A 26,959-nucleotide genomic window follows, 5' to 3' on the forward strand; every position below is an offset into this window, starting at 1 on the left:
CAATGAAATCTTAACCTTGCTTAGATACTAATCGTCAAGTTTCTCACGGGGTATAGATGGATATAGATACGACCTGAAAATATATTCTTAACAAGAATGCGAGGGTTCCACGCTTTTGCCTAACAGGATTTCGCGGCTCAAGCGGAACGTATCTATGCGCCACGACCCAGATGCAGGTGCTGCCAGGCCTTCATCCGCGCACGGAACCATGTGCGTTGGCGCTTGGCGTATTGGCGGGTGGCGATGATGGCGGCGTCGCGCGCCTCATCCAGGGGCATTGCGCCTTGCAGATGGGCGATCAGCTCGGGCGCGCCGATGGCCTTTGACGACAGATGCGCGGGGTCCCAGTGGGGCAGCATGGCCCGCGCCTCCTCCAGCGCGCCGCCTGCGATCATCAGGTCAAAGCGTTGCGCAATGCGGGCGTTCAGCCAATCGACATCGGGCATCATCGCGATGGGGTAAACCGCATCCAACGGCAGCAGAGGCGCAGGGGTGCGCGATTGCCAAGCGGCAATCCCCTCGCCGGTGGCTTGCAACACCTCCCAGGCGCGCTGCACACGGGCGCGGTTGTTCAGATCGATGCCGCCCGCGCTGGCGCTATCGAGGCCTGCTACCAGATCGGGCAAATCCATCTCATCCGCCGCACCGCGCACTGCGGGCGGCGTCGCGGGAATGTCCGCAAGGCCTTGGGTCAGCGCGTGAAAATAAAGGCCGGTGCCGCCAACGATGATCGGCCGCGCACCGCCCAACAGTGGCGCAATATCGCGCAGCCAGTGGCCGACCGAATAGACCCCGTCAAACGGCACATGGCCATACAGGCAGTGGGGCGCGCGCGCCAGATCCGCATCGTCGGGGCGCGCCGTCAGGATGCGCCATCCGCCGAACACCTGCAGCGCATCGGCGTTGATAATCACGCCGCCCGCATGTTCCGCGATCCGTAGTGCCAGCGCCGACTTGCCCGAGGCGGTCGGGCCTGCGATCAGCACGGGGCGATCTGGGGCGATGGCATCCAGTGCAAAAGCCCTTCCGTCGCTGCCCTTGATCACATGCTCGGCCATTTTCCGCTTCTCTTGCCATTGCCAGACGGCGCCTTTTGCGACATTTCTGGGCCTAATGAAAGCCAGCGGAGCACAAGACATGGTCGATGATCAAACCCACCCCCGTTTCAAACGTGTCCTGCTAAAGATTTCGGGCGAGGCGCTGATGGGGGATCAGGGGTTTGGTCTGCATCCGCCCACCGTCCAGCGCGTGGCCCAAGAAGTTAAAAACGTCCGCGACATGGGCGTCGAGGTCTGCATGGTCATCGGCGGCGGCAATATCTTTCGCGGGCTGCAAGGCTCGGCGCAGGGGATGGAGCGCACGACCGCCGATTACATGGGTATGCTTGCGACCGTGATGAACGCGCTGGCGATGCAGGCCGCGCTGGAATCGCTTGAGGTGCATTCGCGCGTGATCTCGGCCATTCCGATGGATCAGGTGTGCGAGCCCTACATCCGCCGCCGCGCCGTGCGTCATCTGGAAAAAAAGCGGGTGTGCATCTTTGCCGCAGGCACCGGCAACCCCTATTTCACCACCGACACAGCAGCGACGCTGCGCGCCAGCGAGATGGCCTGCGAGGCGATCTTTAAGGGCACCAAAGTTGACGGCGTCTATGATAAAGACCCGAAAAAGTTCCCCGATGCAAAGCGTTACGGCGATGTGACCTATGACGAAGTGCTGCAAAAGCACCTGGGCGTCATGGATGCATCCGCCATTGCGCTGGCGCGTGACAACCACCTGCCGATCATCGTCTTTAGCCTGGACGAGCCGGGTGGCTTCCGCGGCATTTTGGCCGGGCAGGGGACGTTTACCCGGGTGCACGGGTAAGCCCTTGCCCCCCCGTCGCCCTTGTCATAAGAGGCGCGCAAGCTAAGGCCGCCGACCCTCGGCGCGGAACCAGTAGGAGCCGTCATGGCACGTCGCAAGAAAATTTACGAAGGCAAGGCCAAGATCCTGTATGAAGGCCCCGAGCCGGGCACGCTTGTGCAGTATTTCAAGGATGATGCCACCGCCTTCAACGCCCAGAAAAAGGCCGTGATCGAAGGCAAGGGCGTGCTGAATAACCGCCTGTCCGAATTCTTCATGCTTGGCCTGCAAGGCGTTGGCATTCCGACGCATTTTATCAAGCGTCTGAACATGCGTGAGCAGCTTGTCCGTCAGGTCGAGATTGTGCCGCTGGAAGTGATCGTGCGCAATTTCGCCGCCGGTTCCATGGCCAAGCGTCTTGGCCTTGAAGAGGGCATGCCCCTGCCGCGTCCCATCGTCGAATTCAGCTATAAGAACGATGCGCTGGGCGACCCGCTGGTGCCCGAGGAATATATCATCGCCTTTGGCTGGGCCCAGCAGCAAGAGCTGGACGATATCGTGGCGCTGGCGCTGCGGGTGAACGATTTCCTGTCGGGCGTCTTCCACGGCGTCGGCATCCGCCTGATCGATTTCAAGATCGAAATGGGCCGGATCTGGGAAAACGACTTCCCGCGCCTTGTCATCGCGGACGAGATCAGCCCCGATAGCTGCCGTCTGTGGGATATCGAGACCGGTCGCAAGCTGGATAAAGATGTTTTCCGTCAAGACCTTGGGTCGCTGTCGGATGCCTATACCGAAGTCGCTCGCCGCCTGGGTGTTTTGCCGTCGAATGTGACGCATAACGCCAACGGCACGATGATCAACTAGGGAGAATGCCATGAAGGCGCGCGTCGAAGTCATGTTGAAGGCGGGCGTTCTTGACCCGCAAGGGGAAGCGGTGCGTGCCGCGCTGGGCAGCCTCGGGTTTGCGGGCGTGAACGGCGTGCGTCAGGGCAAGGTGATCGAGCTGGATCTGGCCGAAACCGACGCCGCAAGCGCCGAGGCAACCGTCCGCCAGATGTGCGAAAAGCTGCTGGCGAATACCGTGATCGAAAGCTACCGCATCAGCCTGTCCTAAAGGGGTTTGCCATGAAGGCCGCCGTTATCGTCTTTCCCGGATCGAACTGCGACCGCGACATGGCCGAAGGCCTGCGCAAAGCGGGTGCCGATGTGGAAATGGTCTGGCACAAGGATACGGATCTGCCTGCGGGCGTTGATCTGGTCGCTGTGCCGGGCGGATTTTCATTCGGCGATTACCTGCGCTGCGGCGCGATCGCCGCAAATTCCCCGGCCTGTCAGGCGCTTGTGCGCCATGTTGAACGTGGCGGTTACGCGCTGGGCGTCTGCAACGGCTTTCAGGTGCTGACCGAAACCCGTCTGCTGCCCGGCGCGCTGATGCGCAACGCGGGGCTGAAATTCCTGTGCAAGCCGGTCGGCCTGACGGTCGCGACATCCGATAGCGCATTCACCAGCGGCTATAATGCGGGGCAGGTGCTGAATGTGCCGATCGCGCATCACGACGGCAATTACTTTGTCGATGATGAAACGCTGGCCGCGCTGCACGGCGAAGACCGCATCGCCTTTACCTATGCGCAAAACCCCAACGGCTCGCGCGATGACATTGCGGGCGTGCTGTCCGCGAACCGCCGCGTGCTGGGCATGATGCCCCACCCCGAGCGCGCGATCGAGGATTTGCACGGTGGCACCGACGGTCGTGCCCTGTTTGCGGGCCTTGTCGGGCGGTTTGTTGCCGCCTGACCCCTACGGCCCCCTATGGGGTGATTGCTGCTGGACGGGCAGTGAAATAAGCTGCCCGTTATGGCTTCAGGTGTAGATATCGCCCCGACGCGCCAAAGCACTGGTGCAAACGGCCCAAGTTGGTGGCCGCGCCTGATTATTGGTGCGGTGGTGCTGATCGCATTCGGTGCGGTCTGGCTGACCAATGTGCTGCTGACCGAACGCTTTACCACCACGACCCGCACACGCGCCGAAGTGCGCATGACGATCTATGTCGGCAATCTGGTGTCTGAATTGCAGCGCAATTCCATCGTGCCGCAACTGCTATCGCGCGACCCCGAACTGATCACAGCCCTCGAGACGCAGGATTATTCGCTGTCGACCCAGCGTTTGACCAGCTTTGTCGAGGAAATCGGCGCGGCCTCGATCCTGCTTTATGACCGCGAAGGCACAATCGTCGCCGCCACCGACCCCGCGATCATGGGGCGTAACGATGCGGCGATGCCTTACTTTGGTGATGCGGGGCGGGTCTCGACCACGGTTTTCACCTCGCTGCCGCGCGAGAATGGCGGCTACGGCTTTTACTATTCGCGCCGGATCGACAGTGGCGGTCAGATGCTGGGCGTGATCGCGGTCGAGGTGGATCTGGCGCGGCTCGAGCGCAGCTGGGCCGGCACGCAGGACGCGGTGCTGGTCACCGATTCCGCCGGCACGATTCTGATGGCGACCGAGCCGCGCTGGCGCGGCCTGAGCGAGGAAGCCGCGCTGACCAACACCTCGGCCCCTTCGGCCATTGCGCGCGCGCTGCGCTTTGACGAATGGAGCTCGCCCTATGACACCTATTTGCGGGGCGAGGCCGTGCTGCGGCGCGAGCTGCGTGTGCCGTTTCAGGGCTGGAAGATGGTCGGCTTTACCACCTATGCCTCGATCCGCGAGCAGGTGAATGCCATTATCGCCTTGGAAATCATGGCCTTTGCGATTTTGGCCGCGCTGGCATTCTGGGTCAGCTCGCGCAAAAGCGCCTCGCGCGTGGTGCTGTTCCAGCGCGAATCTGCCGAGCTGCGGGCGCTGAACATGCGCCTGCAACGCGAGATTGCCGAGCGTGAAAAGGCCGAGCGTACGCTGGAAGTGGCAGAGCAATCGCTGGCGCAATCCTCGAAACTGGCGGCCTTGGGCGAGATGTCGGCGGCTGTCAGCCACGAGTTGAACCAGCCGTTGGCCGCGATGAAAACTTATCTTGCGGGCGCGCGTCTGCTGCTGCAACGCAAGCGCCCCGACGAGGCTTTGTCCGCCTTCCAGCGCATCGACGATCTGATCGACCGTATGGGGTCGATCACGCGCCAGTTGAAATCCTTTGCCCGCAAAGGCACCGATGCGTTCGAGCCGTTCGACATGCGCAACGCCATTTCCAGCGCGCTGGCGATGATGGAGCCGCAGCTGAAAGCGCGCAAGATCGCCATCGTGCGCACGCTGCCCTCGACCCCTGTTCTGGTGCTGGGCGACCGCCTGCGGATGGAGCAGGTGATAATAAATCTTTTGCGCAACGCTTTTGATGCGACCCAAGGCACCCCACATCCAGAAGTGACGATCACTTTGGCACAGGGCGAGACAGTGACCTTGACCGTACGCGACAATGGCCCCGGCATTGACGACCTCGATGCCCTATTCGAACCGTTTTATACCACCAAGGCACCCGGCGACGGGGTGGGTCTTGGGTTGGCGATCTCGTCTGGGATCGTCGCTGACCTTGGCGGTCGGCTGACGGCGCATAATGCCACTTCGGGTGGCGCTGCGTTTGAAGTTCAGCTGCCGCGTCTGCCCGATGACGCCCCCGCAACCGCCGCACAATGAGAGGAAGTCCCATGAGCTTGAGCAACAGCCTCAGCAAAGCCATGAAGATCGCGATCGTAGACGATGAAAAGGATATGCGTCAGTCGATTAGCCAATGGCTTGCGCTATCGGGTTTCGACACCGAAGCCTATGCCAGCGCAGAAGAGGCGTTGAAGGCCATTGGCCCCGATTTCCCCGGCATCGTCGTCAGTGACGTGCGGATGCCCGGCATGGACGGGATGCAATTCCTGAAAAAGCTGCGCGGCGTCGATTCGGCGCTGCCGGTCATCATGATCACCGGCCACGGTGACGTGCCGATGGCGGTCGAGGCGATGCGCGTGGGCGCATTCGACTTTCTGGAAAAGCCGTTCAACCCTGATCGCATGACCGAACTGGCGAAAAAGGCCAGCCAGAACCGTCGCCTGACGCTGGATGCGCGCGCGCTGCGCCGCGAATTGTCCGACCCGACCGCGCTGATGAACAAGCTGATCGGCTCCAGCCCGATGATGCAGCGCCTGAAAGAAGACATCCTTGATCTGGGGCAGGCCGATGGTCACGTGCTGATCGATGGCGAAACCGGTACGGGCAAAACGCTGGTCGCCCATGCTTTGCATGCGGTATCCGCGCGCTCTAGCCGCAAATTCGTGCTGCTGTCCTGCGCGGCCTTTGACGAGGAAACCCTGACCCGTCGTCTGTTTGGCCCCGCCGCCGAAGACGAGCCCATTCCCGCGATGGAAGAGGCGCGCGGCGGCACTTTGGTGCTGGAAGATGTCGAGGCCCTGTCCCAACCGCTGCAGGCGCGCCTGCTGACGGTGATTAACGAACAGGGCACGCCGGGCGAGACGCGCATCGTCGCGATCTGCAATGTGCAAGAGGCCGGCAAGACCTGCGAGGATATGCTGCGTCCCGATCTGTTCTATCGCCTTGCCGCGCTGCGCATCACCGTGCCGCCCCTGCGCGCCCGCGGCGAGGATATCCTGACGCTGTTCTCGCGCCTGTCCGAGCAATTCGCCGATGAATATGGCTGCGACGCGCCCGCCGTCACCGCACAAGAGGCGGCCCAGTTGCTGCAAGCGCCTTGGCCGGGCAATGTGCGTCAATTGATCAATGTCGCCGAACGCGCGGTACTGCAATCGCGGCGCGGGGCAGGGACGATCGCCTCGCTGCTGATGAGCGATGGAGCCGATGACAGCCGCCCCGCCATCACCACCGAAGGCAAGCCCCTGAAGGAATTCGTCGATGCGTTCGAGCGGATGTTGATCGACAATACGATGCGGCGGCATCGGGGCTCGATCGCTGCGGTGATGGACGAGCTCTGCCTGCCGCGGCGCACGCTGAACGAGAAAATGGCCAAATACGGGCTACAGCGCAGCGATTACCTTTAAGGTTGAAAAAATAGACGCCCACACAATCTTGAATTGTGTGGGCGTAAATTATGATTGTGCAGCGGGCGTGAATGTCATTAAGGTGACATTGAGGAATTGGAAGTACCGACATACGGGTGCTTTGATGCCGGTGATGGAATTTCTGCCACGATGCGGCCCCGATGTTGGGCCCCGTGCGCAGGTTTATTGTCCCGCAAGGGATGCGAGTTTACCCCGCTGCGCGCCTGATGTGCGGTGTTGCGGGGCGTAGTCAGAGGGCCGGGTGCGCGTTGGTGCATCTGCGCCAGGGTAGTAACGCAATGGGCTGTGTGCCGCGGGAAAGCGATCGGATGCAGGGGGCTTTAGGCTCATCTTGCGCCATTCATCGCGCGACGCGGGGCCCCTTTGCCTCAGATAGATGTGTGCGCAAGTCCAGTTTTGTGATGGTTCGCCCTCGCAGCGCGGTGTTGCGCGCGCACGAACGGAACAAATGTCAAAGAAAATGCTTATCGATGCCACCCACGCGGAGGAAACCCGCGTTGTGGTGGTCGACGGAAACAAGGTCGAGGATTTCGACTTTGAACGCGCTGCCAAACGGCAGCTTTCAGGCAATATCTACCTTGCAAAAGTAACGCGGGTCGAGCCTTCGCTGCAGGCGGCTTTCGTCGATTACGGCGGCAACCGTCACGGATTTCTGGCTTTTGCGGAAATTCACCCCAGCTATTACCAGATCCCCGTTGCCGACCGCGAGGCGCTGCTGGCCGAGGAAATGGCCGATGCCCATGCCGATAGCGACGATGTCAGCCCCGCCGATGATCAGCCGACCGATGAAAAATCGGGGGAAAAATCGGGTGGCCGTGGCCGCCGCGTGCGCCGCAGCCGCACCAGCACGGGTACTGGCCCGCGTCCTGCACAGGCACGCGGTGATGCTGTCGCGACCCAAGAGCTGACCGAGGGCGATGCCGCATCCGCGCCCGCCGGTATGGAGGTCATCGACCTCGAGGCCGAGGGTGATGATCCCTCCGAGGGTCTGTCGCCGATGGTGACGGTCGCCGAGACTCCGGTCGAGACGCCCGCAGCCGAGGCTGCTGCCGATGATGAGGACGAGGACGACACACCCGATCCCGCCCACGAGGTCGAGACGATCTCTGCGGACGACAGCGACGATGTGCGCCCCGTGCGCAAGACCCGTATGCGTCGCTATAAGATCCAGGAAGTGATCAAAGTGCGCCAGGTGATGCTGGTGCAAGTGGTCAAGGAAGAACGCGGCAACAAAGGCGCGGCGCTGACGACTTATCTGTCGCTGGCGGGCCGTTACTGCGTCCTGATGCCGAACACCGCGCGCGGTGGCGGCATCAGCCGCAAGATCACCAATGTCGCCGACCGCAAAAAGCTGAAGGAAATCGCGCAAGAGCTGGAAGTGCCGCAAGGCGCTGGCCTGATCATCCGCACCGCCGGATCGCAGCGCACCAAGGCCGAGATCAAGCGCGACTACGAATATCTGATGCGCCTGTGGGAACAGATCCGCGCGTTGACGCTGTCCTCGAATGCGCCCGCGAAGATCTATGAAGAAGGCGATCTGATCAAACGCTCGATCCGCGACCTGACCTCGACCGAGATCGACGAGGTGATCGTTGAGGGCGACGAGGGCTTCCGCACCGCCTATGATTTCATGAAAATGATGATGCCGGGGCAAGAGCGTTCGGTCATCCATTACCACGATCAGATGCCGCTGTTCGCGCGCTATCAGGTCGAGGGGTATCTGGGCGGCATGTTCAACCCGGTCGTGCAACTGCCCTCGGGCGGCTATATCGTGATCGGCGTGACCGAGGCGCTGGTGGCCATCGACGTGAACTCGGGCCGCGCCACGAAAGAAGGCTCGATCGAGCAGACCGCGACGAAAACCAACCTTGAGGCTGCCGACGAGATCGCCCGCCAGCTGCGCCTGCGCGACTTGGCCGGTCTGATCGTGATCGACTTTATCGACATGGACGAGCGCAAGAACAACGCCGCCGTCGAAAAGCGCTTCCGCGACAAGTTGAAAGACGACCGTGCCCGCATCCAAGTCGGCCGCATCTCGGGCTTTGGCCTGCTAGAGATGAGCCGTCAGCGTCTGCGTCCCGGCATGATCGAGGCGACGACCCAGCCGTGCAGCCATTGCCACGGCACCGGCCTTCTGCGTTCGGACGACAACCTGGGTCTGACGATCATTCGCCAGCTCGAGGAAGAGGGCGTCCGTGGGCGCAGCCGCGAAGTTGTGGTGCATGCGCCCGTCGGCATCGTGAACTTCCTGATGAACCAAAAGCGCGAACATATTGCCGGCATCGAACAGCGTTACGGCATGTCCGTGCGGGTCGAGGCGGATATCACGCTGGTGTCGCCCGATTATTCCATTGAAAAACTGAAAGCCGCAACGCGCGTTGTGCAAGCTGCGCCTGCTGCGCCGACCGTTGTGACCGGCACGGCCGAGTTGATGGAAGAGATCATCGCGGCCGAGGTCATCGAGGACGATATCGCTGTCGTCGAGGAAGAGGCAGTCGCCGCTGCGCCCGTGCAGACCCCCGAGGGTGAAGATGATCGCCCGCGCAAAAAGCGTCGTCGTCGTCGTCGTCGTCGGGGCAATGGCGAGGGCAACGGCACGCTGGATGGCGATGCTTTGTCTGGCGATGACGAAGGTGACGAGGATGGCGATGACGAGGCTGTTGCCACAGTCGCGCCTGTAGAGCTCGCCGTCGAGACGCCTGTTGCGCCAGTTGTAGCGCAGCCAGTGGTCGCCGCGCCTGTCGAGGTCGTAGCCGAAGAAGCTCCGGCGCCGGTCGAAAAGCCCAAGCGCCGCACGCGCAAAAAGCCAGTGGCTGAAGCTGCTGCGCCTGAAGTCGCTGCCGAAGGTGCCGAAGATGCGCCGGTCGTTGCGGAAGTAGCCGAAGCTGTCGCCGAAAAGCCCAAGCGCCGTACGCGTAGCAAGAAGGTCGAGGCTCCGGTCGAAGTCGCAGCCGAGGCAGCTGTTGCCGTCGACGCTGAGGCACCCGCGCCAAAGCCGCGCCGCAGCCGTAAAAAGCCAGTGGCTGAGGCTGCTGTCGAAGCTGTGGCTGATGCGCCGGTTGCCGTCGAGGCTGCACCTGTCGCGGTGGCGGAACCTGCGCGAGAAGCAACGGTTGAGCCGGTCGTCGTGACCCCTGCGCTCACGCCTGTGCCAGCGGCACCCGTCGTGACCCCTGAACCAGAGGCGGCCCCGGATGCGGCGGCCAAGCCAAAACGCTCTGGCTGGTGGAGCAAGTAAAAGAAAAGGGGCCGCAAGGCCCCTTTTTTAATATCACGATGTGAAGGCGTGGCGGTCAGCGGTATCACGGCATATTGGCGTCAAAGTGACACCATCTTGCCAGCGAACCGCTTGCAGCCCCCCTGAAGGGGTGCCGCAAGCCCGGCTTAGTAATTGCGGATCAGCCCGACCAGCTTGCCCTGTACGCGCACGCGCGCCTCGGGCAGCAGGCGGGTTTCATAGGCGGGGTTCGCGGCCTCGAGGGCAATCATGCCGTTCTGGCGGCGAAAACGTTTCAGCGTCGCCTCGGCCTCATCGACCAGCGCCACGACGATATCGCCATTGCTGGCGAGGTCCGCATGGCGGATCACTACGATATCACCGTCATTAATGCCGATGCCGATCATCGAATCGCCCTGAACTTCCAGCGCATAATGGTTGCCGGTGCCGATCATACCTTGCGGCACGGCGACCTGATGCGAAACCTCGGAAATCGCGGCAATCGGCACGCCGGCGGCGATACGGCCCATGACATCGACCTCGATCGCGGCGAGAGTATTCAGCGCGCTGGCGACCAATTGCGGCTTGCGCGCGGCGGCGGCGGGTTTATGCGCCGTCATCTCGGGCATCCGCACCACTTCCAGCGCGCGGGCGCGATGAGCGAGGCGGCGGATAAAGCCGCGTTCCTCGAGCGCCGTAATCAGGCGGTGGATGCCCGATTTCGATTTCAGATCCAGCGCCTCTTTCATCTCTTCGAATGAGGGCGGCACCCCCGTGGCTTTGACCCGCTGGTCGATGAATTCCAGTAGTTCAAGCTGCTTACGTGTCAGCATGGCGACCCCGCGAAGAAATGTTTGACATTTGTTCTGCCCTTGTTCGTTCTTTGTGTCAATGAACAAGGTCGTTAAAATGCAATGTAATCGACCATTTCGCCGCATTTGGCAGGGCCTGCGCCGATGGGGCGGATAATCACGCCATCAGCCAGCGCCATCAGGCTTTGCAGATTGCTTTCTTGCGAACGCACCGGCAGCGCACCCTCATCGGTCAGCGTGGCGCGCATATAATGCTGGCGCTTGCCATTGGCAGGCAGATCGGCGGCCAGTCTGACACGCGCGGTCTTGGGCGCGGCGCCGGGCAGACCGCGCAGCACATCCAGCAGCGGCAGGATGAACAACAGCGTGCAGATCTGCGCCGAAACCGGATTGCCGGGCAGGCCGATAAACACCTGATGTCCCAAAGTGCCGGCCATCAGCGGCTTGCCCGGTTGCAGGGCGATGCGGTGAAAATCAATCACAGCCCCCATGGCGCGCGCGGTCGGCGCGATCAGGTCGTGATCCCCCACCGAGGCGCCGCCGATGGTCACAACCACATCTGCATCGGCTGCGGCGGTAAACGCGGCGCGGATCGCATCGACATGATCCGGCACGATGGGCTGGCGCAGCGCGATGGCGCCCGCACGTTCCACCATCGCCGCGATGGCCAGATCACCCGAGGCGATGATCTGATCCGGGCCCGGACGGCCGCCGGGGGGCACCAACTCGTCACCGCCCGGTATAATCGCCACGCGCGCGCGGCGGTGGACGGACAGGCGCGGCACATTCATCGCCGCCAGCAGGCCGAGGTCGGCGGGGCGCAGGGGGCGGCGGGGGAAATGCGTGTCGCCTGCACGAAAATCATCACCAGCGGTGCGGACGAACAGGCTGGATTGATCCTCGGTGATGGCGATGTGGTCGCCATCGCGCAAGACATCCTCTTGTGGCACCACGCGCAGCGCACCAGCGGGCAGGGGGGCGCCGGTAAAGATGCGCACAGCCTCGCCCGCCGACAGGACACCCGAAAAGCGCGCACCCGCCGCGCTTTCGCCGATCACCTGAAGGCTGTCACCCGTCGCGGCAGCGCCCACGGCATAGCCATCCATGGATGAGGTATCAAACGGCGGCTGATCCAGCTGCGCCACCGCAGGCGCGGCCAAGACGCGGCCAAGCCCCTGATCGAGGTCGATTTCCTCGGGCGCCAGCGGCGCGCCAAGGGCCAGAACCCGCGCCAGCGCCTCCGCGACCGAGATCATTCCAGCTCAATCCGACCGGACTTGCCCCCTTCTTTCAGGCGCAAGCGGATCTGGCCGATGACCATGGCGCGGTCGGCGGCCTTGAGCATGTCATAGATGGTGAGGCCCGCGACCGAGACGGCGGTCAGCGCCTCCATCTCGACGCCGGTGCGGCCATTGGTGCGGACAGTGGCGGTGATGCGCACGCCGGGCAGGCTTTCGTCGATATCGAGGTCAACGGCCACCTTGGACAGGGGCAGCGGATGGCACAAAGGGATCAGATCGGGCGTGCGTTTCGCGCCCATGATCGCAGCGAGGCGCGCGGTGCCCAGCACATCACCCTTGGCGGCTGTGCCTGCCTGCACCAGCGCCAAAGTCGCGGGCAGCATGGTGATCTGCCCCTCGGCCACGGCGGTGCGGGTGGTGATCTCTTTGTCCGAGACATCGACCATATGCGCGCGGCCGCTTTCGTCAAAATGGTTCAGCATCAGGCATTCTCGCCCATATAGGGGTTCGCCAGCAGCGTGCGCGTGGCGGTTGCCACATCATCTTGGCGCATCAGGCTTTCACCGACAAGAAAACAGCGCGCGCCATAACGGGCGATATCGGCCATATCGGCGGGCGTGAAAATACCCGATTCCGCGACGATCATCCGGTCGGGCGGCACCATGCGCGCAAGGCGGCGCGTGGTGTCGAGCGTGACCTCGAATGTCTTCAGGCTGCGGTTGTTGATGCCCATTAGCGGCGATTTCAGCAAGGCCGCGCGTTCCAGCTCTTCCTCGTCATGCACTTCGATCAGCACATCCATGCCCCAGTCAAAGGCGGCAGCCTCGAGTTCAGCCGCCTGACCATCTTCCAAAGACGCCATGATCAGCAGGATGCAATCGGCCCCCAGCGCACGGGATTCGGCGATCTGATAGGTGTCATAGATGAAATCCTTGCGCAGCGCGGGCAGATCGCAGGCCTCGCGCGCGGCGGTCAGGAAACTGTCCTCGCCCTGAAAGCTGGGCGTGTCGGTCAGCACCGAAAGGCAGGTCGCACCGCCATCGGCATAGGCCTTTGCCAGCGCGGGCGGATCGAAATCGGGACGGATCAGGCCCTTGGAGGGGCTGGCTTTTTTGATTTCCGCGATCAGGCCGTAACCCTCGATGGACGCCGTGCGCAAGCTTTCGGCAAAGCCGCGCGGTTTGCTGGCGGCGCGGGCCTTTGCCTCGACCTCGGCCAGCGGAACGGCGGCTTTGCGGGCGGCGACATCCTCGAGTTTATAGGCTTTGATCTGGTCCAGAATATTCGTCATAGCAGCAGCCCCCTATCATTCCCTTGCCAACAGATGCGCGCGTTCCCGCGCGCCTGCAACCATTCATTCACCTGCGAGAACGGGCGCGAGCCAAAGAAGCCGCGCCGCGCAGACAGCGGCGAGGGATGCGCGCTGCGGATGATCAGGTGGTCTGCGGGCGCAATATATTGGGCATAGCCCTGCGCGTGATTGCCCCACAGGATAAACGCGGTGGGGCGTGTGCTGACGCGCTGTATCACCTCGGCGGTCAGGCGGTCCCAACCCAGCTTTGCATGTCCGCCCGCGCTGCCCGCAGGCACGGACAAGGCGGTATTCAGCAACAGCACGCCCTGCGCGGCCCAATGGGTCAGATCGCCATCCACAGGCGCCGCCCCGATATCGTCCCGCATCTCGGTATAGATATTGCGCAAAGAGCGCGGCAGCGCCTGTCCGCGCGCGACCGAGAACGCAAGGCCCATCGCATCGCCCGGCGTCGGATAGGGGTCCTGACCCAGTATCACCACGCGCACATCATCAGGCGCGGTCAAGTTCAGCGCCGCAAAGCGCTGCGGTGCGGGCGGCAGGATCTGGCGCGTCTCGGCGGCCAGAACCGTCTGGATACGGGGCCAGTCTGCGGTGAAAAAGGCCAGATCGCGCCAGCCGTTCTGCGGTAGATCCGTCATGCTTTGGGGCTGATCCGTGCCATCGTATCAATCGCCGCCATAGCCGCACCGCTGTCGATGCTGACGGCGGCCATTTCGACCCCGTCGGACAGACGCGCGGCGGCACCGGCCACCACCAGCGCGGCGGCGGCGTTCAGCAGCACCGCATCACGATAGGCGCCGCGCTCACCGGCCAGCATGGCGCGCATCGCGGCGGCGTTTTCAGCGGGCGAGCCGCCGATAATCGCCTCGAACGGATGGACGGGCAGGCGGGCATCCTCGGGATGTACTTCGAAATCGGTGATCTTGTCGCCATCAAGCGCGCTGACCCAGCTGGTGCCGGTGATTGTCAGCTCGTCGGTGCCGTCGCTGCCATGCAGCAGCCACGCGCGGCGGCTGCCCATCTTGCGCAAAACCTCGGCCATCGGGCGGTTCAGCGCGCGGTCATAGGTGCCGGTCACCTGATAGAGCGCCCCGGCCGGGTTCGACAGCGGCCCCAGAATGTTGAAAATCGTCCGTGTCCCCAGATCCTGCCGGATCGGGCCGACATGGCGCATCGCGGGGTGATGGATCGGGGCCATCATAAAGCCGACATTCGCCTCAGCCAGAATATGTTCGACCACCTCGGGTCCGACCATCGTCTCGATCCCAAGGAAGGAAATCACATCGGCCGAGCCGGATTTCGACGAGACATTGCGATTGCCATGTTTCGCCACCGGCACGCCCGCGCCCGCCACCACAAAGGCGGCGGCGGTCGAGATGTTCAGCGTGCCTTTGCCGTCGCCGCCGGTGCCGACGATATCGACCGCGCCCGCAGGCGCCTTGACCGGTACCATATGCGCGCGCATCGCGCCGACGGCTGCGGTGATTTCCTCGACCGTCTCGCCGCGCGTGCGCAAAGCCATCAGCAGCCCGCCAACTTGGGCCGGGGTGGCCCCACCCTGCAGCAGGATGTTGAAGGCCTCGGTCGCCTCGGCAGAGGTCAGGGGGCGATGGCTGGCAGCAGCGATCAGCGGCTTGAGCGCCGCGCTCATGCCGCCGCCTCATGCGCGGGTTTGGCGAGGTTCAGAAAGTTCTGCAGCATCTGGTGGCCATGTTCGGACGAGATGCTTTCAGGGTGGAATTGCACGCCGTGAATGGGAAGGTCGCGGTGCTGCACGCCCATGATCGTGCCATCCGCCAGCCAGGCCGTCACTTCCAGCTCGGGCGGCAGGCTTTCGCGGTCGATCACCAGCGAATGATAGCGCGTCGCCTTGAACGGCGAGGGCAGGCCCGCAAACACACCTTTGCCGTCATGGTAAATGTCGGCGATTTTGCCGTGCACGATCTCGTGGCAGCGCACCACGGCGCCGCCAAAGGCCTGACCGATGGTCTGATGCCCCAGACAGACGCCCAGCAGGGGGGTGCGGGTTTCCGCCGCCGCAGCGGTCAATGCAAGGCAGATGCCCGCATGATCGGGGTCCGAGGGGCCGGGCGACAGCGTGATTGCATCAGGGTTCAGCGCCATGGCCTGCTGCACATCCAGCGCATCATTGCGATGCACGACCACATCGGCGTCCAACTCGCCAAAATAATGCACGAGATTATAGGTAAAGCTGTCATAGTTATCGATAAGCAAAAGCATCGGCAGGGCCCCGAAAGTGTCGCGATTGTTATCGCTGAACATGCCGCCCGGGGCAACAGCCGAAGCGTCACCTGTGCGAATGGGTGAACGGGGCTTTCGCGCCATGGCCCGCGCGGCTAGTCTGCGGCAAAGACTGCATAAGAAAGGGGCAAAATGCGCGGGCATCTGTTGGGATTCGTATCGGGCGCGGCTGTGTCTGTGGTGGCGCTGGGTGCAAGCGCGCTGCTGTCGCCCCTGCGCCTGCCGCCGCACGACATGGCGCAAGAAGTCGCGGCCCGCCCCGCACAGGCCGAGGCCGCCCCCGCCGCAGATGTGGCTGAGGTCGGCGCCGCCCCTGATGCCGCCCTGCGCCCCGATTTGCCGCAGCGCGCCGCCGACGCCCCCGCGACCTTGGACGCTGCGACCCCGATGCCAAGCGCGCCGCCCGTGCAAACCGCACCGCTGCCGCAGACCGCGCCCGCGCCGGTCGCATTGCCAAGTCCTGCCGCAAACCAGCCGCCCGATCGAGGCCTATGCCGCCCCCACAGCGCCGGTCATTGGCCGCGCTTTGGCAATTGTGATGATTGACGATGGCATGATGGTGGGCGGCCCGCAGGCCGTCGCCGCGCTGCCGATGCCAGTGACGATTGCGATTGACCCCTCGCGCGCCGATGCCACTGACAAGATGAACGCCTATCGCGCCATGGGGATCGAGGTTGTCGCGCTGCTGCGGCTAGAGGGTGCGGGGCCGACCGCCGTTTTCGCCGCCCAGCACGCGCTGCCGCAGGCGGTGGCGGTGATGGACGTCGATTCAGCCGAGATCGGCACCGGCGCTGCCAATGCGCTGCGCGAGGCGGGTCTGGGGCTGATCTCGATGGGTGAGGGCACGGGCGATTTGCAACATGCGCAGATCACCGCGCAATTGCCCAGCACGGCCAGCAGTCCCATCGTGCTGGCGCGCGAGATCAGCGGCCTTGCCGCCAGTGATCAAGACGCAGTGTTCCTAACGCGGCTGCGGCCTGTGGTCATCGCCGCGCTGCGCGCCGGAACACTGCCCACGGGCTTTGTTCCGGTCTCGGCGTTGCTGCGGGATTAATTGTCTTTCAGGCCGCGAAACATCGTGGCCTCGGCGGCGGCGCGCCGTAGTGCGCCACTTTTGTGCACGGTTTCCATATATTCCGCCTCGGGGTCGCTGTCATAGACAACGCCGCCACCGGCCTGAATATAGAGCTTGTTGTCTTTCACAACGGCGGTGCGCAGGGCGATACACATATCCATATCGCCATTGGCGCTGAAATAGCCGAGGCCCCCGCCATAGATGCCGCGCTTTTCCGGCTCCAGCTCGTCAATGATCTGCATCGCACGCACTTTGGGAGCGCCCGAGACCGTGCCTGCGGGCATACCGGCAAAGAAGGCCGACAAAGCGTCCTGATCGTCGCGCAGCTCGCCGATCACATTCGAGACGATATGCATCACATGGCTATAGCGCTCGATCGTGAATTTCTCGGTCGGCTTCACGGTGCCGGGCTTTGACACGCGGCCCACATCATTGCGACCCAGATCCAGCAGCATCAGATGCTCGGCCAATTCCTTGGGTTCGTTCAGCAGGTCATGCTCATGCGCCAGATCCTGCTCTGGCGTTGCGCCGCGCGGGCGGGTGCCGGCGATCGGGCGGATGGTCACTTCCTTGCCAAAGACGCGCACCAGAATCTCGGGGCTGGCACCGACGATCTGATAGCCGCCAAAGTTGAAATAGAACATGAAGGGCGAGGGGTTCGTACGGCGCAGGCTGCGATACAGCGAAAACGGCGGCTCGTGGAAATCCTGCGTCCAGCGCTGTGCGGGGACGACTTGAAAGATATCGCCGGCGCGGATGTAATCCTTGGCCTTCTCGACCGCGGCCTTATAGCCCTCGCGCGTGAAATTCGACACGGGTTCCGACGGGGTGCCGACCGATCCCAGCGCCCGCCCGCTGAGGGCGACAGGGCGATCCAGCGCAACCTCGGCATCGCGGACGCGTTCGGCGGCTTGGGCATAGGCGGCGCGGGCCGACTGCCCGCTGTTCGCCCAGGCGGGGGCGACCAGAATAACCTCGCCCTTGACGCCGTCCAGCACCGCCACGACCGAAGGACGCAGCAGCACCGCATCGGGCACGCCAATCGGGTCGGGGTTCACATCGGGCAGATGTTCGACCAACCGGATCATATCATAGCCCAGATAGCCAAACAGGCCCGCACTGGCCGACGGCAAATCATCGGGCAGGTCGATTTTCGATTCGTCCAGCAGGGTGCGGATCGCGGCCAGCGGCTCGCCCATATCGGTATAGGCATCTTCGTCATAGCGCGCGGCGCGGTTCACGCGGCTGGTGGTGCCGTTGCATTCCCAGATCAGATCGGGGTTCATGCCGATGATGGAATAGCGCCCGCGCACCTCGCCGCCGGTCACGCTTTCCAGCATGAACGCGTGTTTGCCCGCGCCAGACAGGCGCATCATCAGCGAGACGGGCGTATCCAGATCGGCGGCAAGGCGCGTGTATACAATCTGATTCTTCCCCGCCTCATAGCCGGTGCGAAACGTTTCAAAGTCGGGGAAGATCGGCATGTGAGTGATCCGTTATAGTCCGGTGTTAATGGACGAGACTGCCGTCTCGTTAAAGCTGACCGAAGTCGTTGCGCGTACGGCGCCGCCGTAAGCCTGCATCACATCACCGGCGAGGCTGTTGTTCAGCGTCTGCGCCAACGCGTCGCGGTCGGCGGTATAGGTGGCGTTGCTCTCGTCCGCAGTGGCGATGCTATCAAGGCGCAGGATGACGACGGTGCCCTGATCCGACAAGGTGGTGACATCGCCGCTGTCCAGCGTAAAGGCGGTGGTCATTGTGCCATAGGGGGTGCCCGCCACGACATCGCTGCGCGTCAGGGCGGGTTCGGTGGTGGCGGTCAGGCCCAACTCCTCGAACGTTGCGCCGCCCTCGACGGCCTCGGCCAGACGGGCGGCCTCAGTGGCGACGGCGTCTTGGGTCGCTTGGAAACGCCACATCACCTCGGCATAGGCGCGCATCTCGTCCAGCGTTTGCACGCGCGGCGGCACTATCTCGTCCAGACGCAGCACGAAAATACCGCCATCGGGCAGATCGACAATCGCCGGGAAAGCGCCAATTTCGGCGGCGGCGATAGCTGCGCGGAACGGCTCGTAAGCGGCCATGCCTTCGGTATTGCCCTCTTGCCAGTCCAGCGTGCCGCTGCGCAGATCCGAGAGGTTCACGATATCCTCGATCTGCGCGCCGCCTGCGACCAGATCGGTCAGGCTGGCTTTTTCCTGCGCGATGACGCGGCCTGCGCGGCTGGCGGCCAGCTCATTGCGCAGCGTGTCGCGCACGGCATCATAAGGAGTTTCCTCGGCGGCCAGATCGACGTTCACGCGGTAAAGCACCGGGCCAAAGCGCGATGGGACGGGACCAACCGTATCGCCTGTTGCTGCGGCAAAGACGGCAGCGCCACCCTCGCCAAGCGCGGCTTCGGTCATCTCGCCTTGGTCGATCTCCTCCAGCGAAAAGCCCATCTCATTGGCGAGGTCGGTAAAGGTGATCTCGCCACTTTGGATGCGGGCCAGCGCGGCCGTTGCATCAGCGTCATTGTTAAAGGTCAGACGGTCGACGATGCGACGCTCGGGCACGATATAGCTGTCGATGCGCTGGTCATAGAGGGCGCGGATCTCGTCCTCGGACACTTCGATCGTCTCGGCGGCCATTTCAGGCGTCAGCGCGGCATAGGTCACGCGGCGCGTCTCGGGCGTGGTGAACACATCGGGGTGGCTGTCGTGATAGGCCTGCAGATCTTCCTCGGTCGGGGCGGGGATATCTGTGGTCACATTGGCGGCAGTGACAGCGGCCCACGTGATCACGCGGCGCTCGCCGCGGAAACGGGCCAGAGTCTCGGCATAGATGGCGGGCATCGTCAGATCGCCCGCGATGGCGCTGGACAAAAGGCCCGAGGCAATCGCGTCGCGCTGGGCATCCTCGAACTGACGCTCGGCCAGGCCGACCTGACGCAGGGCGGCGCGATAGGTTTCCAGGCTGAAACCGCCGGTCAGACCCTGAAAGGCGCTGATCTGCTGGATCTGACGGGCAACATACAGATCGCCGACCGACAGGCCGATGCGGCTAGCCTCGTTTTCCAGCGCGCGTTCCTGCACCAGCTGCTCGCGGGCCATCGCCTCGCCGCCCATTTGCTGGAATTGCGCGAAGGTCAGCGTATTGCCGAACATCTGGCGCATCTGTTGCAGGCCCTGCTGCATCGCGCCCTGATATTCCAGCGCGGTCACGGTCTTATCACCGACCTTGCCGACATTTCGCACGGTGCCTGATAGGCCAAGGCCGCCGGTAATCATCAGGCCGCCTGCGATCAGAATGAACCCCGCCCAAACAAAGGGGCTCGTGCGCTTTTTCGTGGCCATGTTTTGGTCCCGTGCCGTTCAATTTCGTTCGACACTGCATAAGGGGCGCGCGCGCGCCATGCAAGGCGGCAGACCTCAGGGGCGATAGGATGTGAGGCGCCGGAACAGCTCTGTGATCTGGGCGGCGTCGATATTGGCAAAGGCGATGCGCAATTGCCGCTGTCCGCCCGTATCGCCGGGGGCGGTGAACATGGTGCCGGGCAGCATCAGAATGCTTGCCTCCTCGACCAGCCGCCTCGCCAAGATGTCCGAGGCCATCTCAAACGGATGCGCGACATAGGCGAAATAAGCGCCGCAGCCCAGCAGCCGCCAGCCCTGCGCAGCAAGGGGGGCAAAGCCGTCGATCACCGCCTGCCTGCGCCGCAAAATCTCTTCCCGCTCGCCAGCCAGCCAGCCGTCCAGATGTTCGATTCCCCATAGCGCGGCATTCTGGCCCAGCTGGCTGGGGCAGATCGTCATGCTGTCGATGAATTTTTCGATCTCGAACAGGCGGGCGGGGGCGGTGGTCACGGCGCCGACGCGGTGGCCGGGCAGGCGGTAGGCCTTGGAAAAGGAATAGAGGTGGATGAGGGTGTGATCCCAATCCGGCAGCGCGAACAGCCCATGCGCAGGCGCGCTGCGGCTGTCGAAATCGCGATAGGTCTCGTCCAGAATCAGCGCGATGCCATGCGCCTTGGCCAGATCGTAAAAGGCGCGCACCACACCTTCGGGATATTCGACGCCGGTAGGGTTGTTAGGCGTCACCAGCACGATGGCGCGGGTGCGCGGCGTGATCAGCGCGGCAGCGGCGGCAGGGTCGGGGATCAGCGTATCATCCAGCGCCAGCGGCACGGTCGTGATCCCCGCCATATCGTTCCACATGCGGTGGTTGAAATACCACGGGCTTGGCAGGATGATCTCGTCACCCTCATCGCAGAGGCTGGCACTGGCGGCGCAATAGGCCTGATTGCAGCCCGAGGTGATCGCCACCTGATCGGCGCTGACCGTGCCGCCATTCAGCCGCGCCCACCGCGCCGCCAGCGCCGCGCGCAAAGCAGGCAGGCCAAGGTCGGGGCCATAGCGATGAATGGACGGATCGTTCAGCACCATCTGCGCCATCGCCTGCAACATATCGGCAGGTGGCGGCGCGAGTGGGGCGGCCTGGCTGACATTGATCAGCGGGCGCTCTGGCGGGAAGGTGGTCCCCGCCAGCCAACTGCGCGATTCCGTAATGGGCGAGGGAAACGTCGCAGCGGTGCGTGTCATGGCTTATTCGCGACCGCGATAAGGCTCGACATATTGCAGCGCCATATCCCAAGGGAAGAAAATCCAGGTGTCTTGGCTGACTTCGGTGATGAAAGTGTCAACCTGCACGCGGCCCTTGGGCTTGGCATAGACGGTGGCGAAATGCGCCTTGGGATACATCTGACGCACCAGTTCCAGCGTTTTGCCGCTGTCGACCAGATCATCGACGATCAAGATGCCTTCGCCGTCTTTCATAAAGTCGGGATCGGGTTGGTTCAGCACTTCCAGCCCGCTTTGCTGGTTGTGGTCATAGCTTTTCACACCGATCGTATCGATGGTGCGGATATCCAGCTCGCGCGCGAGGATCGAGGCGGGCACCATGCCGCCGCGCGTGATCGCGCAGATGCCACGCCACGTCCCGTTCTCGCCCGGGCCATGCCCGTCCAGACGCCACGCCAGCGCGCGGCTGTCACGATGGATCTGATCCCAGCTGATGTGGAAGCCCTTTTCATGGGGCAGGCGGTCGGGGCGCGGAGTGGTCATCTGGATTACCTGGCTGGATATTGGGTTAGTCTTTGGACAGTTCCTTGGCCATGTCGGGGGCGTCAATCGCCTTCATCCCCACAACATGATAGCCCGCATCGACGTGCAGAACCTCGCCCGTGACGCCCGAACCTAGGTCCGACAGCAGATAGAGGGCCGAGCGGCCGACATCTTCGATCGTCACATTGCGGCGCAGCGGCGAGTTATATTCGTTCCACTTCAGGATATAGCGGAAATCGCCGATGCCGCTGGCGGCAAGCGTTTTGATCGGGCCGGCCGAGATCGCATTCACGCGGATGCCGTCTTTGCCCAGATCTTCGGCAAGATATTTCACCGATGCCTCAAGCGCGGCTTTGGCGACGCCCATGACGTTATAATGCGGCATGACTTTCTCGCCGCCGTAATAGGTCAGCGTCATGGCCGAGCCGCCGGGCTCCATCAGCTTTTCCGCGCGCTGCATGATCGCGGTGAACGAATAGACCGAGATATCCATCGCCAGCAGGAAGCCGTTGCGCGATGTGTCGACATAGCGGCCGCGCAGGTCGTTCTTGTCCGAGAAGGCAATCGCATGGACGACAAAGTCCAGCTTGCCCCATTTTTCCTCAAGCGCGGCGAACAGGGCGTCGATCGACTCCATATCCGTCACATCGCAGGGCAGCACGATATCCGAGCCGAGTTCTGCGGCGAGGGGCGTCACACGCTTTAGCAGCGCATCACCCTGATACGAGAAAGCAAGCTCGGCTCCGGCGTCAGCACAGGCTTTCGCGATGCCCCAGGCGATGGATTTATCATTGGCCAGGCCCATGATAAGTCCACGCTTTCCCTTCATCAGTTCATTTGCCATTCTATTCCTCTTGCCAAACGTGGCTGTTCTGACCTTTCTCTAGGCCATTGCCCCGCAGGCGGCAAGAACCATCACAACCTGTTCGCGACGTAGCGTCATTAAGGCGTTAAGGGTAACATTCACGTCGCAGTATGTCATTTTACGCCACCGAAGTGCGCCCAAGAGAGTAGCAAGCATGAACCCCACTGACGGCATTTTCGCAGGCGAGAACCCCTATGAGATCGCCCGCGCCTGGTTGGCCGAGGCAACCATCACCGAACCCAATGATCCCAATGCAATCGCCTTGGCGACAGCGGATTCTGCGGGCCTGCCCGATGTGCGGATGGTCTTGCTGAAAGCCATCGAAGACGATGCGTTTGTCTTTTATACCAATCATGACAGTGACAAGGGCCGCGCGCTTGCTGAAAATCCGCAAGCCGCCTTCGTGCTGCACTGGAAAACGCTGCGTCGCCAGATTAGGGTGCGCGGCCATGTCGCACCAGAAACCGAGACTGCATCAGATGCATATTTCGCATCGCGCGCGCTGGAGAGCCGGATCGGGGCCTGGGCCTCGGACCAATCACGCCCTCTTGAGTCGCGCGCCGTGTTGATGCAGCGTGTCGAGCAACTAAACGCGCGTTTTGGGGACGCGCCGCCACGGCCGCCGCATTGGGGCGGTTACCGCATTATTCCCCAGAGTATCGAGTTTTGGGCCGATGGTGCCCACCGTTTGCATGATCGCTTTCGGTGGAGTCGCGAATCGGCCTTAAACCCGTGGGTCGTTCAGCGCCTTTACCCTTGAAGCCGTGACGGCGAAGGGCTAGGCAGCTTGCGATTTGTTCCGTTTTGCGTGTGGTTATATTAAGGTCAATATAGATATTCACGAGGTCGGGATAGGCTCCCGTAAAATCGCACTGCATGAATACAGATAACGAACAGCCAGCCGTTTTGATGGCTGGCCATGTGAAATGGTATGACGCGACCAAAGGATTTGGCTTTATTGTCGATCCACAAGGACGCTCGGACATCTTGCTCCACGCCAATGTGCTGCGTCGCTTTGGCCTCAATAGCGTTGGCGAAGGTATTGAAATTACGGTGCTAGTCAGTCGGACGCCCAAAGGCGCGCAGGCGATCGAGATTTTGGCGGTCGGCGATAATGGCCGCCCCGGCACCGGACTTACCGACCTTGAGGGGCTTAGTGCCGAGGAAATCCGCGCCTTGCCTGTGGTGCCCGCGCGGGTCAAACGCTTTGATCGCACACGCGGATTTGGCTTTGCGAATGTCTTTGGAAGCGCCGATGATGTGTTCATCCATATCGAAGTGATGCGCGAAGGCGGATTCTCCGACCTGCGCCAAGGAGAAGCAATATGTCTGCGCCTGATCGCCGGAAAACGAGGGCCAATGGCCGTGGCCGTTATGCCTTGGGAGGCGGGCTTGCCTTTGGCCTAGCCGCCTTGACGGCCTTTGCCGATGTGTCCAGTGCGCAGGCGCAGGTTGCCTGCCACGAGGGCACATTATTCATCCGCAAACACGACACCGGTGAGACGTTGCGCTTCATGGTGGCAGTGGTCGATACCGTGCAGACCCGCGCCCAAGGGTTGATGTTCGTGCCGCAGATGCCCGATATGGCCGGTATGCTGTTCGTTTATGACGCGCCCGAAAGCCCCAGCTTTTGGATGCGCAATACGCTGATTCCCCTCGATATGCTGTTTGCAGCGCCCGACGGTGAAATTACGCGCATTCATGAAAACGCGATCCCGCATGACGAAACGGCAATTCCGGGCGGGCCGAATGTGCAATATGTCCTTGAAATCAATGGCGGCGCGGCGGAGGCGCTGGGGTTGACGGCGGGTGATCACATGATTCACCCCTCGATTGCCGGAAGTTGCAATTAGCGGTCTTTCCCTCGGCAAAAATTGCCGCTATGAGGGCCTTGGTTCGGGGCGTAGCGCAGCCTGGTAGCGCATCTGTTTTGGGAACAGAGGGTCGGGAGTTCGAATCTCTCCGCCCCGACCATATAAAAGGATGAACCAGCATCCTTTTGATTATCCTTATCAGTTTATCGATCTGATCGGCTAACCCGCCGTTTACAGTCGCCGTTTTAACCTGTCCTTGTTTGGAACGGGGCAGGCGATGAAACGGGCATTGATTACAGGCATTACCGGGCAGGACGGCTCTTATCTGGCCGAGTTTTTGCTGGAAAAGGGATATGCGGTCCATGGGATGTTGCGGCGCGCATCCGTCGATAATACGCAGCGCATTGCGCATCTTTTGCCCGATCAGCCCCTGCATCTGCACTACGGCGATCTGTCCGATGCAGCGGGGCTGACCGCGATTCTGGCGCGCATCCAGCCCGATGAAATCTATAATCTTGGCGCCCAAAGCGATGTCGCTGCCAGTTTCGACACACCGCTTTATACGGCCGATGTGAACGCGCTGGGCGCGCTGCGCCTGCTCGAGGTGATGCGCGCTTTGCAATTGCGCGCGCGATTCTATCAGGCCTCGACCTCAGAACTTTACGGGGCCACCCGCGCGCCCATCCAGCACGAGGGGACGCCCTTTCAGCCCCGATCGCCCTATGCGGTCGCCAAGCTGTTCGCGTATTGGAGCGTGGTGAATTATCGCGAGACCTATGGCTTTCACGCCAGCAACGGGCTGTTATTCAACCACGAAAGCCCCCGGCGCGGCGAAAACTTTGTTGCGCGCAAGATTACCCGTGGCCTGTCGCGGTTGGCCCAGGGGCTAGAGGGGCCGTTGCGGCTGGGCAATTTGGATGCGCTGCGCGACTGGGGCCATGCGCGCGATTATGTGCGGATGCAGTGGCTGATGCTGCAACAGGATCGCCCCGGTGATTATGTGATCGCGACGGGACACCAATGCAGCGTGCGCCAGTTCGTCACCTGGGCCGCCGAGGATCTGGGCCTGACGCTGGAATTTCGCGGCAGCGGCACGCAGGAGCACGCGATTGTTGCGCGAAACGACGGCCCCTATGCGCCCGCTTTGCGCCGTGGGGACAGGGTGTTGCAGGTTGACCCGCATCTTTTTCGGCCCGCCGATGTGCCGCAACTGCGCGGCGACGCTGCCCGTGCCCATGCGATCTTGGGCTGGGTGCCTGAAATTGATGCACGCACGCTCTGCCGCGAGATGGTGCTCGCAGATATCCAACTGGCCCGGGCGCAGCGCCCGATACCCGCATGACGCGGCGCATCTTCGTTGCAGGGCATCGCGGTATGGTCGGCGGCGCTATTTTGCGCGCGCTGGCGCAACGTCATGCGGCGGGTGAGGCGCATGAGATACTGACAGCGCCGCGTGCGGGGCTGGATCTGCGCGACAGGGATGCGGTGGTGCGATTCTTTCACGCCGCTCGCCCCGATCAGGTCATTATCGCCGCAGGGCGCGTCGGGGGGATCGCCGCGAATATCGCCCAACCTGCTGAATTTCTGCACGATAATCTGATGATCGCGACCACCATTATTCACGCGGCACAGAAGGCGGGGGTTGATCGGCTTTTGAACCTTGGGTCATCCTGTATCTACCCGCGCGATGCGCCCCAGCCGATGCCGGAAGACGTGCTGATGACAGGGCCGCTTGATCCCTCGAACGCGCCTTATGCGCTGGCTAAAATCGCAGGGATCGCCCTATGTGCCGCCTATCATAGCCAATACGGGGCCGATTTTCGCAGCCTGATGCCGCCAAATCTTTACGGGCCGGGCGATAATTTTCACGCAACCTCTAGCCATGTGATCCCTGCATTGATGGCGCGTATGCATCATGCGCGGCACATCGCTGCGCCTTCGGTCGATATTTGGGGCGACGGGCAGGCGCGGCGCGAGTTCATGTTCGTTGACGATCTGGCTGATGCGGCGCTTTTTGTGCTGGATCTGCCGCCGCAGGCCTATTGGGGCGCACTGGGAGAGGGGCTTGCCCATTTGAACGCTGGCAGCGGCGAGGAAACATCCGTTGCGACCCTCGCGCGGGCGCTGGCGCAGGTCACCGGATACGGCGGCGAGATCCGATTTGACCCCGCCAAACCCTCGGGCGTGGCCCGGCGGATTGTCGATTCTCGTCGTCTGGAACGGCTGGGATGGAATGCGAAAATCAATTTACATAATGGGTTGATTCAGACCTATCGCTGGTTCATCATTCACCATGAAATGGGCGAATTACGCCGATACTGCTGACCTTCGCGCCACGTGCGAAATCAAACAATCTGATTTCATGGAATTTTTATTCTATTTTCTGTTTGTAAATGGTT

General features: G+C 62.5%; 27 protein-coding genes and 1 tRNA gene. 15 read left to right on the forward strand and 13 right to left on the reverse strand.

Annotated elements, in window-relative coordinates; all coding sequences use genetic code 11:
• Positions 1-152: 152 nt before the first annotated feature.
• Positions 153-1,058: a tRNA (adenosine(37)-N6)-dimethylallyltransferase MiaA gene (gene miaA, locus KVU_RS03155; RefSeq protein WP_013383886.1), complete on the reverse strand. Its 906-nt coding sequence runs from the start codon at positions 1,056-1,058 to the stop codon at positions 153-155.
• Between the two features lie 79 nt (positions 1,059-1,137).
• Between miaA and pyrH the strand changes: the two genes are divergently transcribed.
• From pyrH to KVU_RS03190, 7 genes are all read left to right on the forward strand, one after another.
• Complete coding sequence (gene pyrH, locus KVU_RS03160) at positions 1,138-1,866, forward strand: UMP kinase (protein WP_013383887.1); 729 nt, start codon at positions 1,138-1,140, stop codon at positions 1,864-1,866.
• Positions 1,867-1,950: 84 nt separating this feature from the next.
• On the forward strand, positions 1,951-2,712 hold the full coding sequence (gene purC / locus KVU_RS03165) for a phosphoribosylaminoimidazolesuccinocarboxamide synthase (RefSeq protein WP_013383888.1): 762 nt from the start codon (positions 1,951-1,953) through the stop codon (positions 2,710-2,712).
• A 10-nt stretch (positions 2,713-2,722) separates the two neighbouring features.
• Positions 2,723-2,962: a phosphoribosylformylglycinamidine synthase subunit PurS gene (gene purS / locus KVU_RS03170; protein ID WP_013383889.1), complete on the forward strand. Its 240-nt coding sequence runs from the start codon at positions 2,723-2,725 to the stop codon at positions 2,960-2,962.
• 11 nt (positions 2,963-2,973) lie between these two features.
• Positions 2,974-3,642, forward strand: a complete 669-nt coding sequence (purQ, locus tag KVU_RS03175; RefSeq protein ID WP_013383890.1) for a phosphoribosylformylglycinamidine synthase subunit PurQ — start codon at positions 2,974-2,976, stop codon at positions 3,640-3,642.
• Between the two features lie 60 nt (positions 3,643-3,702).
• Complete coding sequence (locus KVU_RS03180; protein ID WP_014537596.1) at positions 3,703-5,472, forward strand: sensor histidine kinase; 1,770 nt, start codon at positions 3,703-3,705, stop codon at positions 5,470-5,472.
• Between the two features lie 11 nt (positions 5,473-5,483).
• Complete coding sequence (locus KVU_RS03185; protein WP_013383893.1) at positions 5,484-6,836, forward strand: sigma-54-dependent transcriptional regulator; 1,353 nt, start codon at positions 5,484-5,486, stop codon at positions 6,834-6,836.
• A 469-nt stretch (positions 6,837-7,305) separates the two neighbouring features.
• Positions 7,306-10,095 carry an Rne/Rng family ribonuclease gene (locus KVU_RS03190; RefSeq protein WP_014537597.1) on the forward strand — a complete coding sequence of 930 codons (2,790 nt, stop codon included), beginning with the start codon at positions 7,306-7,308 and terminating at the stop codon, positions 10,093-10,095.
• A gap of 146 nt (positions 10,096-10,241) precedes the next feature.
• Here the strand turns inward: KVU_RS03190 and lexA are convergent, their stop codons facing one another.
• The 7 genes from lexA to KVU_RS03225 all read right to left on the reverse strand — a co-directional run bounded on the left by lexA (position 10,242) and on the right by KVU_RS03225 (position 15,683).
• Positions 10,242-10,907, reverse strand: coding sequence for a transcriptional repressor LexA (lexA, locus tag KVU_RS03195; RefSeq protein WP_013383895.1), 666 nt, complete (start codon positions 10,905-10,907; stop codon positions 10,242-10,244).
• 71 nt (positions 10,908-10,978) lie between these two features.
• On the reverse strand, positions 10,979-12,142 hold the full coding sequence (locus KVU_RS03200; protein WP_013383896.1) for a molybdopterin molybdotransferase MoeA: 1,164 nt from the start codon (positions 12,140-12,142) through the stop codon (positions 10,979-10,981).
• Positions 12,139-12,609, reverse strand: a complete 471-nt coding sequence (gene moaC, locus KVU_RS03205) for a cyclic pyranopterin monophosphate synthase MoaC (protein ID WP_013383897.1) — start codon at positions 12,607-12,609, stop codon at positions 12,139-12,141. Before moaC ends, KVU_RS03200 begins: the two co-directional genes overlap by 4 nt.
• On the reverse strand, positions 12,609-13,418 hold the full coding sequence (trpC, locus tag KVU_RS03210) for an indole-3-glycerol phosphate synthase TrpC (RefSeq protein ID WP_013383898.1): 810 nt from the start codon (positions 13,416-13,418) through the stop codon (positions 12,609-12,611). The genes moaC and trpC overlap by 1 nt, the downstream gene beginning before the upstream one ends.
• Positions 13,415-14,080 (reverse strand): uracil-DNA glycosylase, encoded by a 666-nt coding sequence (locus KVU_RS03215; RefSeq protein WP_013383899.1) that lies wholly within the window; start codon positions 14,078-14,080, stop codon positions 13,415-13,417. The genes trpC and KVU_RS03215 overlap by 4 nt, the downstream gene beginning before the upstream one ends.
• Complete coding sequence (gene trpD, locus KVU_RS03220; protein ID WP_013383900.1) at positions 14,077-15,093, reverse strand: anthranilate phosphoribosyltransferase; 1,017 nt, start codon at positions 15,091-15,093, stop codon at positions 14,077-14,079. The genes KVU_RS03215 and trpD overlap by 4 nt, the downstream gene beginning before the upstream one ends.
• Positions 15,090-15,683: an anthranilate synthase component II gene (locus tag KVU_RS03225; RefSeq protein WP_044008142.1), complete on the reverse strand. Its 594-nt coding sequence runs from the start codon at positions 15,681-15,683 to the stop codon at positions 15,090-15,092. Before KVU_RS03225 ends, trpD begins: the two co-directional genes overlap by 4 nt.
• Before the next feature lie 153 nt (positions 15,684-15,836).
• Here KVU_RS03225 and KVU_RS03230 point away from each other — a divergent pair, with 153 nt between their 5' ends.
• The gene (locus tag KVU_RS03230; RefSeq protein WP_014537599.1) at positions 15,837-16,250 is read left to right on the forward strand and encodes a hypothetical protein; all 414 of its coding nucleotides are present in this window, start codon (positions 15,837-15,839) and stop codon (positions 16,248-16,250) included.
• Positions 16,243-16,758 carry a polysaccharide deacetylase family protein gene (locus tag KVU_RS03235; protein ID WP_164928153.1) on the forward strand — a complete coding sequence of 172 codons (516 nt, stop codon included), beginning with the start codon at positions 16,243-16,245 and terminating at the stop codon, positions 16,756-16,758. The genes KVU_RS03230 and KVU_RS03235 overlap by 8 nt, the downstream gene beginning before the upstream one ends.
• Here KVU_RS03235 and trpE read toward each other — a convergent pair.
• The 5 genes from trpE to fabI form a co-directional block, all read right to left on the reverse strand.
• Complete coding sequence (trpE, locus tag KVU_RS03240; protein ID WP_013383904.1) at positions 16,755-18,263, reverse strand: anthranilate synthase component I; 1,509 nt, start codon at positions 18,261-18,263, stop codon at positions 16,755-16,757. The genes KVU_RS03235 and trpE overlap by 4 nt on opposite strands.
• Before the next feature lie 12 nt (positions 18,264-18,275).
• The gene (locus tag KVU_RS03245; RefSeq protein ID WP_013383905.1) at positions 18,276-20,114 is read right to left on the reverse strand and encodes a peptidylprolyl isomerase; all 1,839 of its coding nucleotides are present in this window, start codon (positions 20,112-20,114) and stop codon (positions 18,276-18,278) included.
• A 75-nt stretch (positions 20,115-20,189) separates the two neighbouring features.
• On the reverse strand, positions 20,190-21,359 hold the full coding sequence (locus KVU_RS03250; RefSeq protein ID WP_013383906.1) for an aminotransferase: 1,170 nt from the start codon (positions 21,357-21,359) through the stop codon (positions 20,190-20,192).
• Positions 21,360-21,362: 3 nt separating this feature from the next.
• Positions 21,363-21,881, reverse strand: coding sequence for a xanthine phosphoribosyltransferase (gene gpt, locus KVU_RS03255; RefSeq protein WP_013383907.1), 519 nt, complete (start codon positions 21,879-21,881; stop codon positions 21,363-21,365).
• Positions 21,882-21,906: 25 nt separating this feature from the next.
• Positions 21,907-22,725 carry an enoyl-ACP reductase FabI gene (gene fabI, locus KVU_RS03260; RefSeq protein ID WP_013383908.1) on the reverse strand — a complete coding sequence of 273 codons (819 nt, stop codon included), beginning with the start codon at positions 22,723-22,725 and terminating at the stop codon, positions 21,907-21,909.
• A gap of 175 nt (positions 22,726-22,900) precedes the next feature.
• On the opposite strand from fabI, the gene pdxH reads away from it, so the two are divergent.
• The 6 genes from pdxH (at position 22,901) to KVU_RS03290 (ending at position 26,885) form a co-directional block, all read left to right on the forward strand.
• Complete coding sequence (gene pdxH, locus KVU_RS03265; RefSeq protein WP_013383909.1) at positions 22,901-23,506, forward strand: pyridoxamine 5'-phosphate oxidase; 606 nt, start codon at positions 22,901-22,903, stop codon at positions 23,504-23,506.
• A 116-nt stretch (positions 23,507-23,622) separates the two neighbouring features.
• The gene (locus KVU_RS03270; RefSeq protein WP_013383910.1) at positions 23,623-24,153 is read left to right on the forward strand and encodes a cold-shock protein; all 531 of its coding nucleotides are present in this window, start codon (positions 23,623-23,625) and stop codon (positions 24,151-24,153) included.
• A gap of 5 nt (positions 24,154-24,158) precedes the next feature.
• Entirely contained in the window at positions 24,159-24,599 is a 441-nt protein-coding gene (locus KVU_RS03275) for a DUF192 domain-containing protein (protein WP_013383911.1), read from the forward strand.
• 44 nt (positions 24,600-24,643) lie between these two features.
• Positions 24,644-24,720 (forward strand) — tRNA-Pro (locus KVU_RS03280).
• Between the two features lie 117 nt (positions 24,721-24,837).
• Positions 24,838-25,902, forward strand: coding sequence for a GDP-mannose 4,6-dehydratase (gene gmd, locus KVU_RS03285; RefSeq protein ID WP_014537602.1), 1,065 nt, complete (start codon positions 24,838-24,840; stop codon positions 25,900-25,902).
• A complete protein-coding gene (locus tag KVU_RS03290) occupies positions 25,899-26,885 on the forward strand; it encodes a GDP-L-fucose synthase family protein (RefSeq protein ID WP_014537603.1) in 987 nt (328 codons plus the stop codon). Before gmd ends, KVU_RS03290 begins: the two co-directional genes overlap by 4 nt.
• The last annotated feature ends 74 nt before the right edge of the window (positions 26,886-26,959 follow it).

It is taken from the genome of Ketogulonicigenium vulgare WSH-001 (assembly GCF_000223375.1).
In the GTDB taxonomy this organism is placed as follows: domain Bacteria; phylum Pseudomonadota; class Alphaproteobacteria; order Rhodobacterales; family Rhodobacteraceae; genus Ketogulonicigenium; species Ketogulonicigenium vulgare.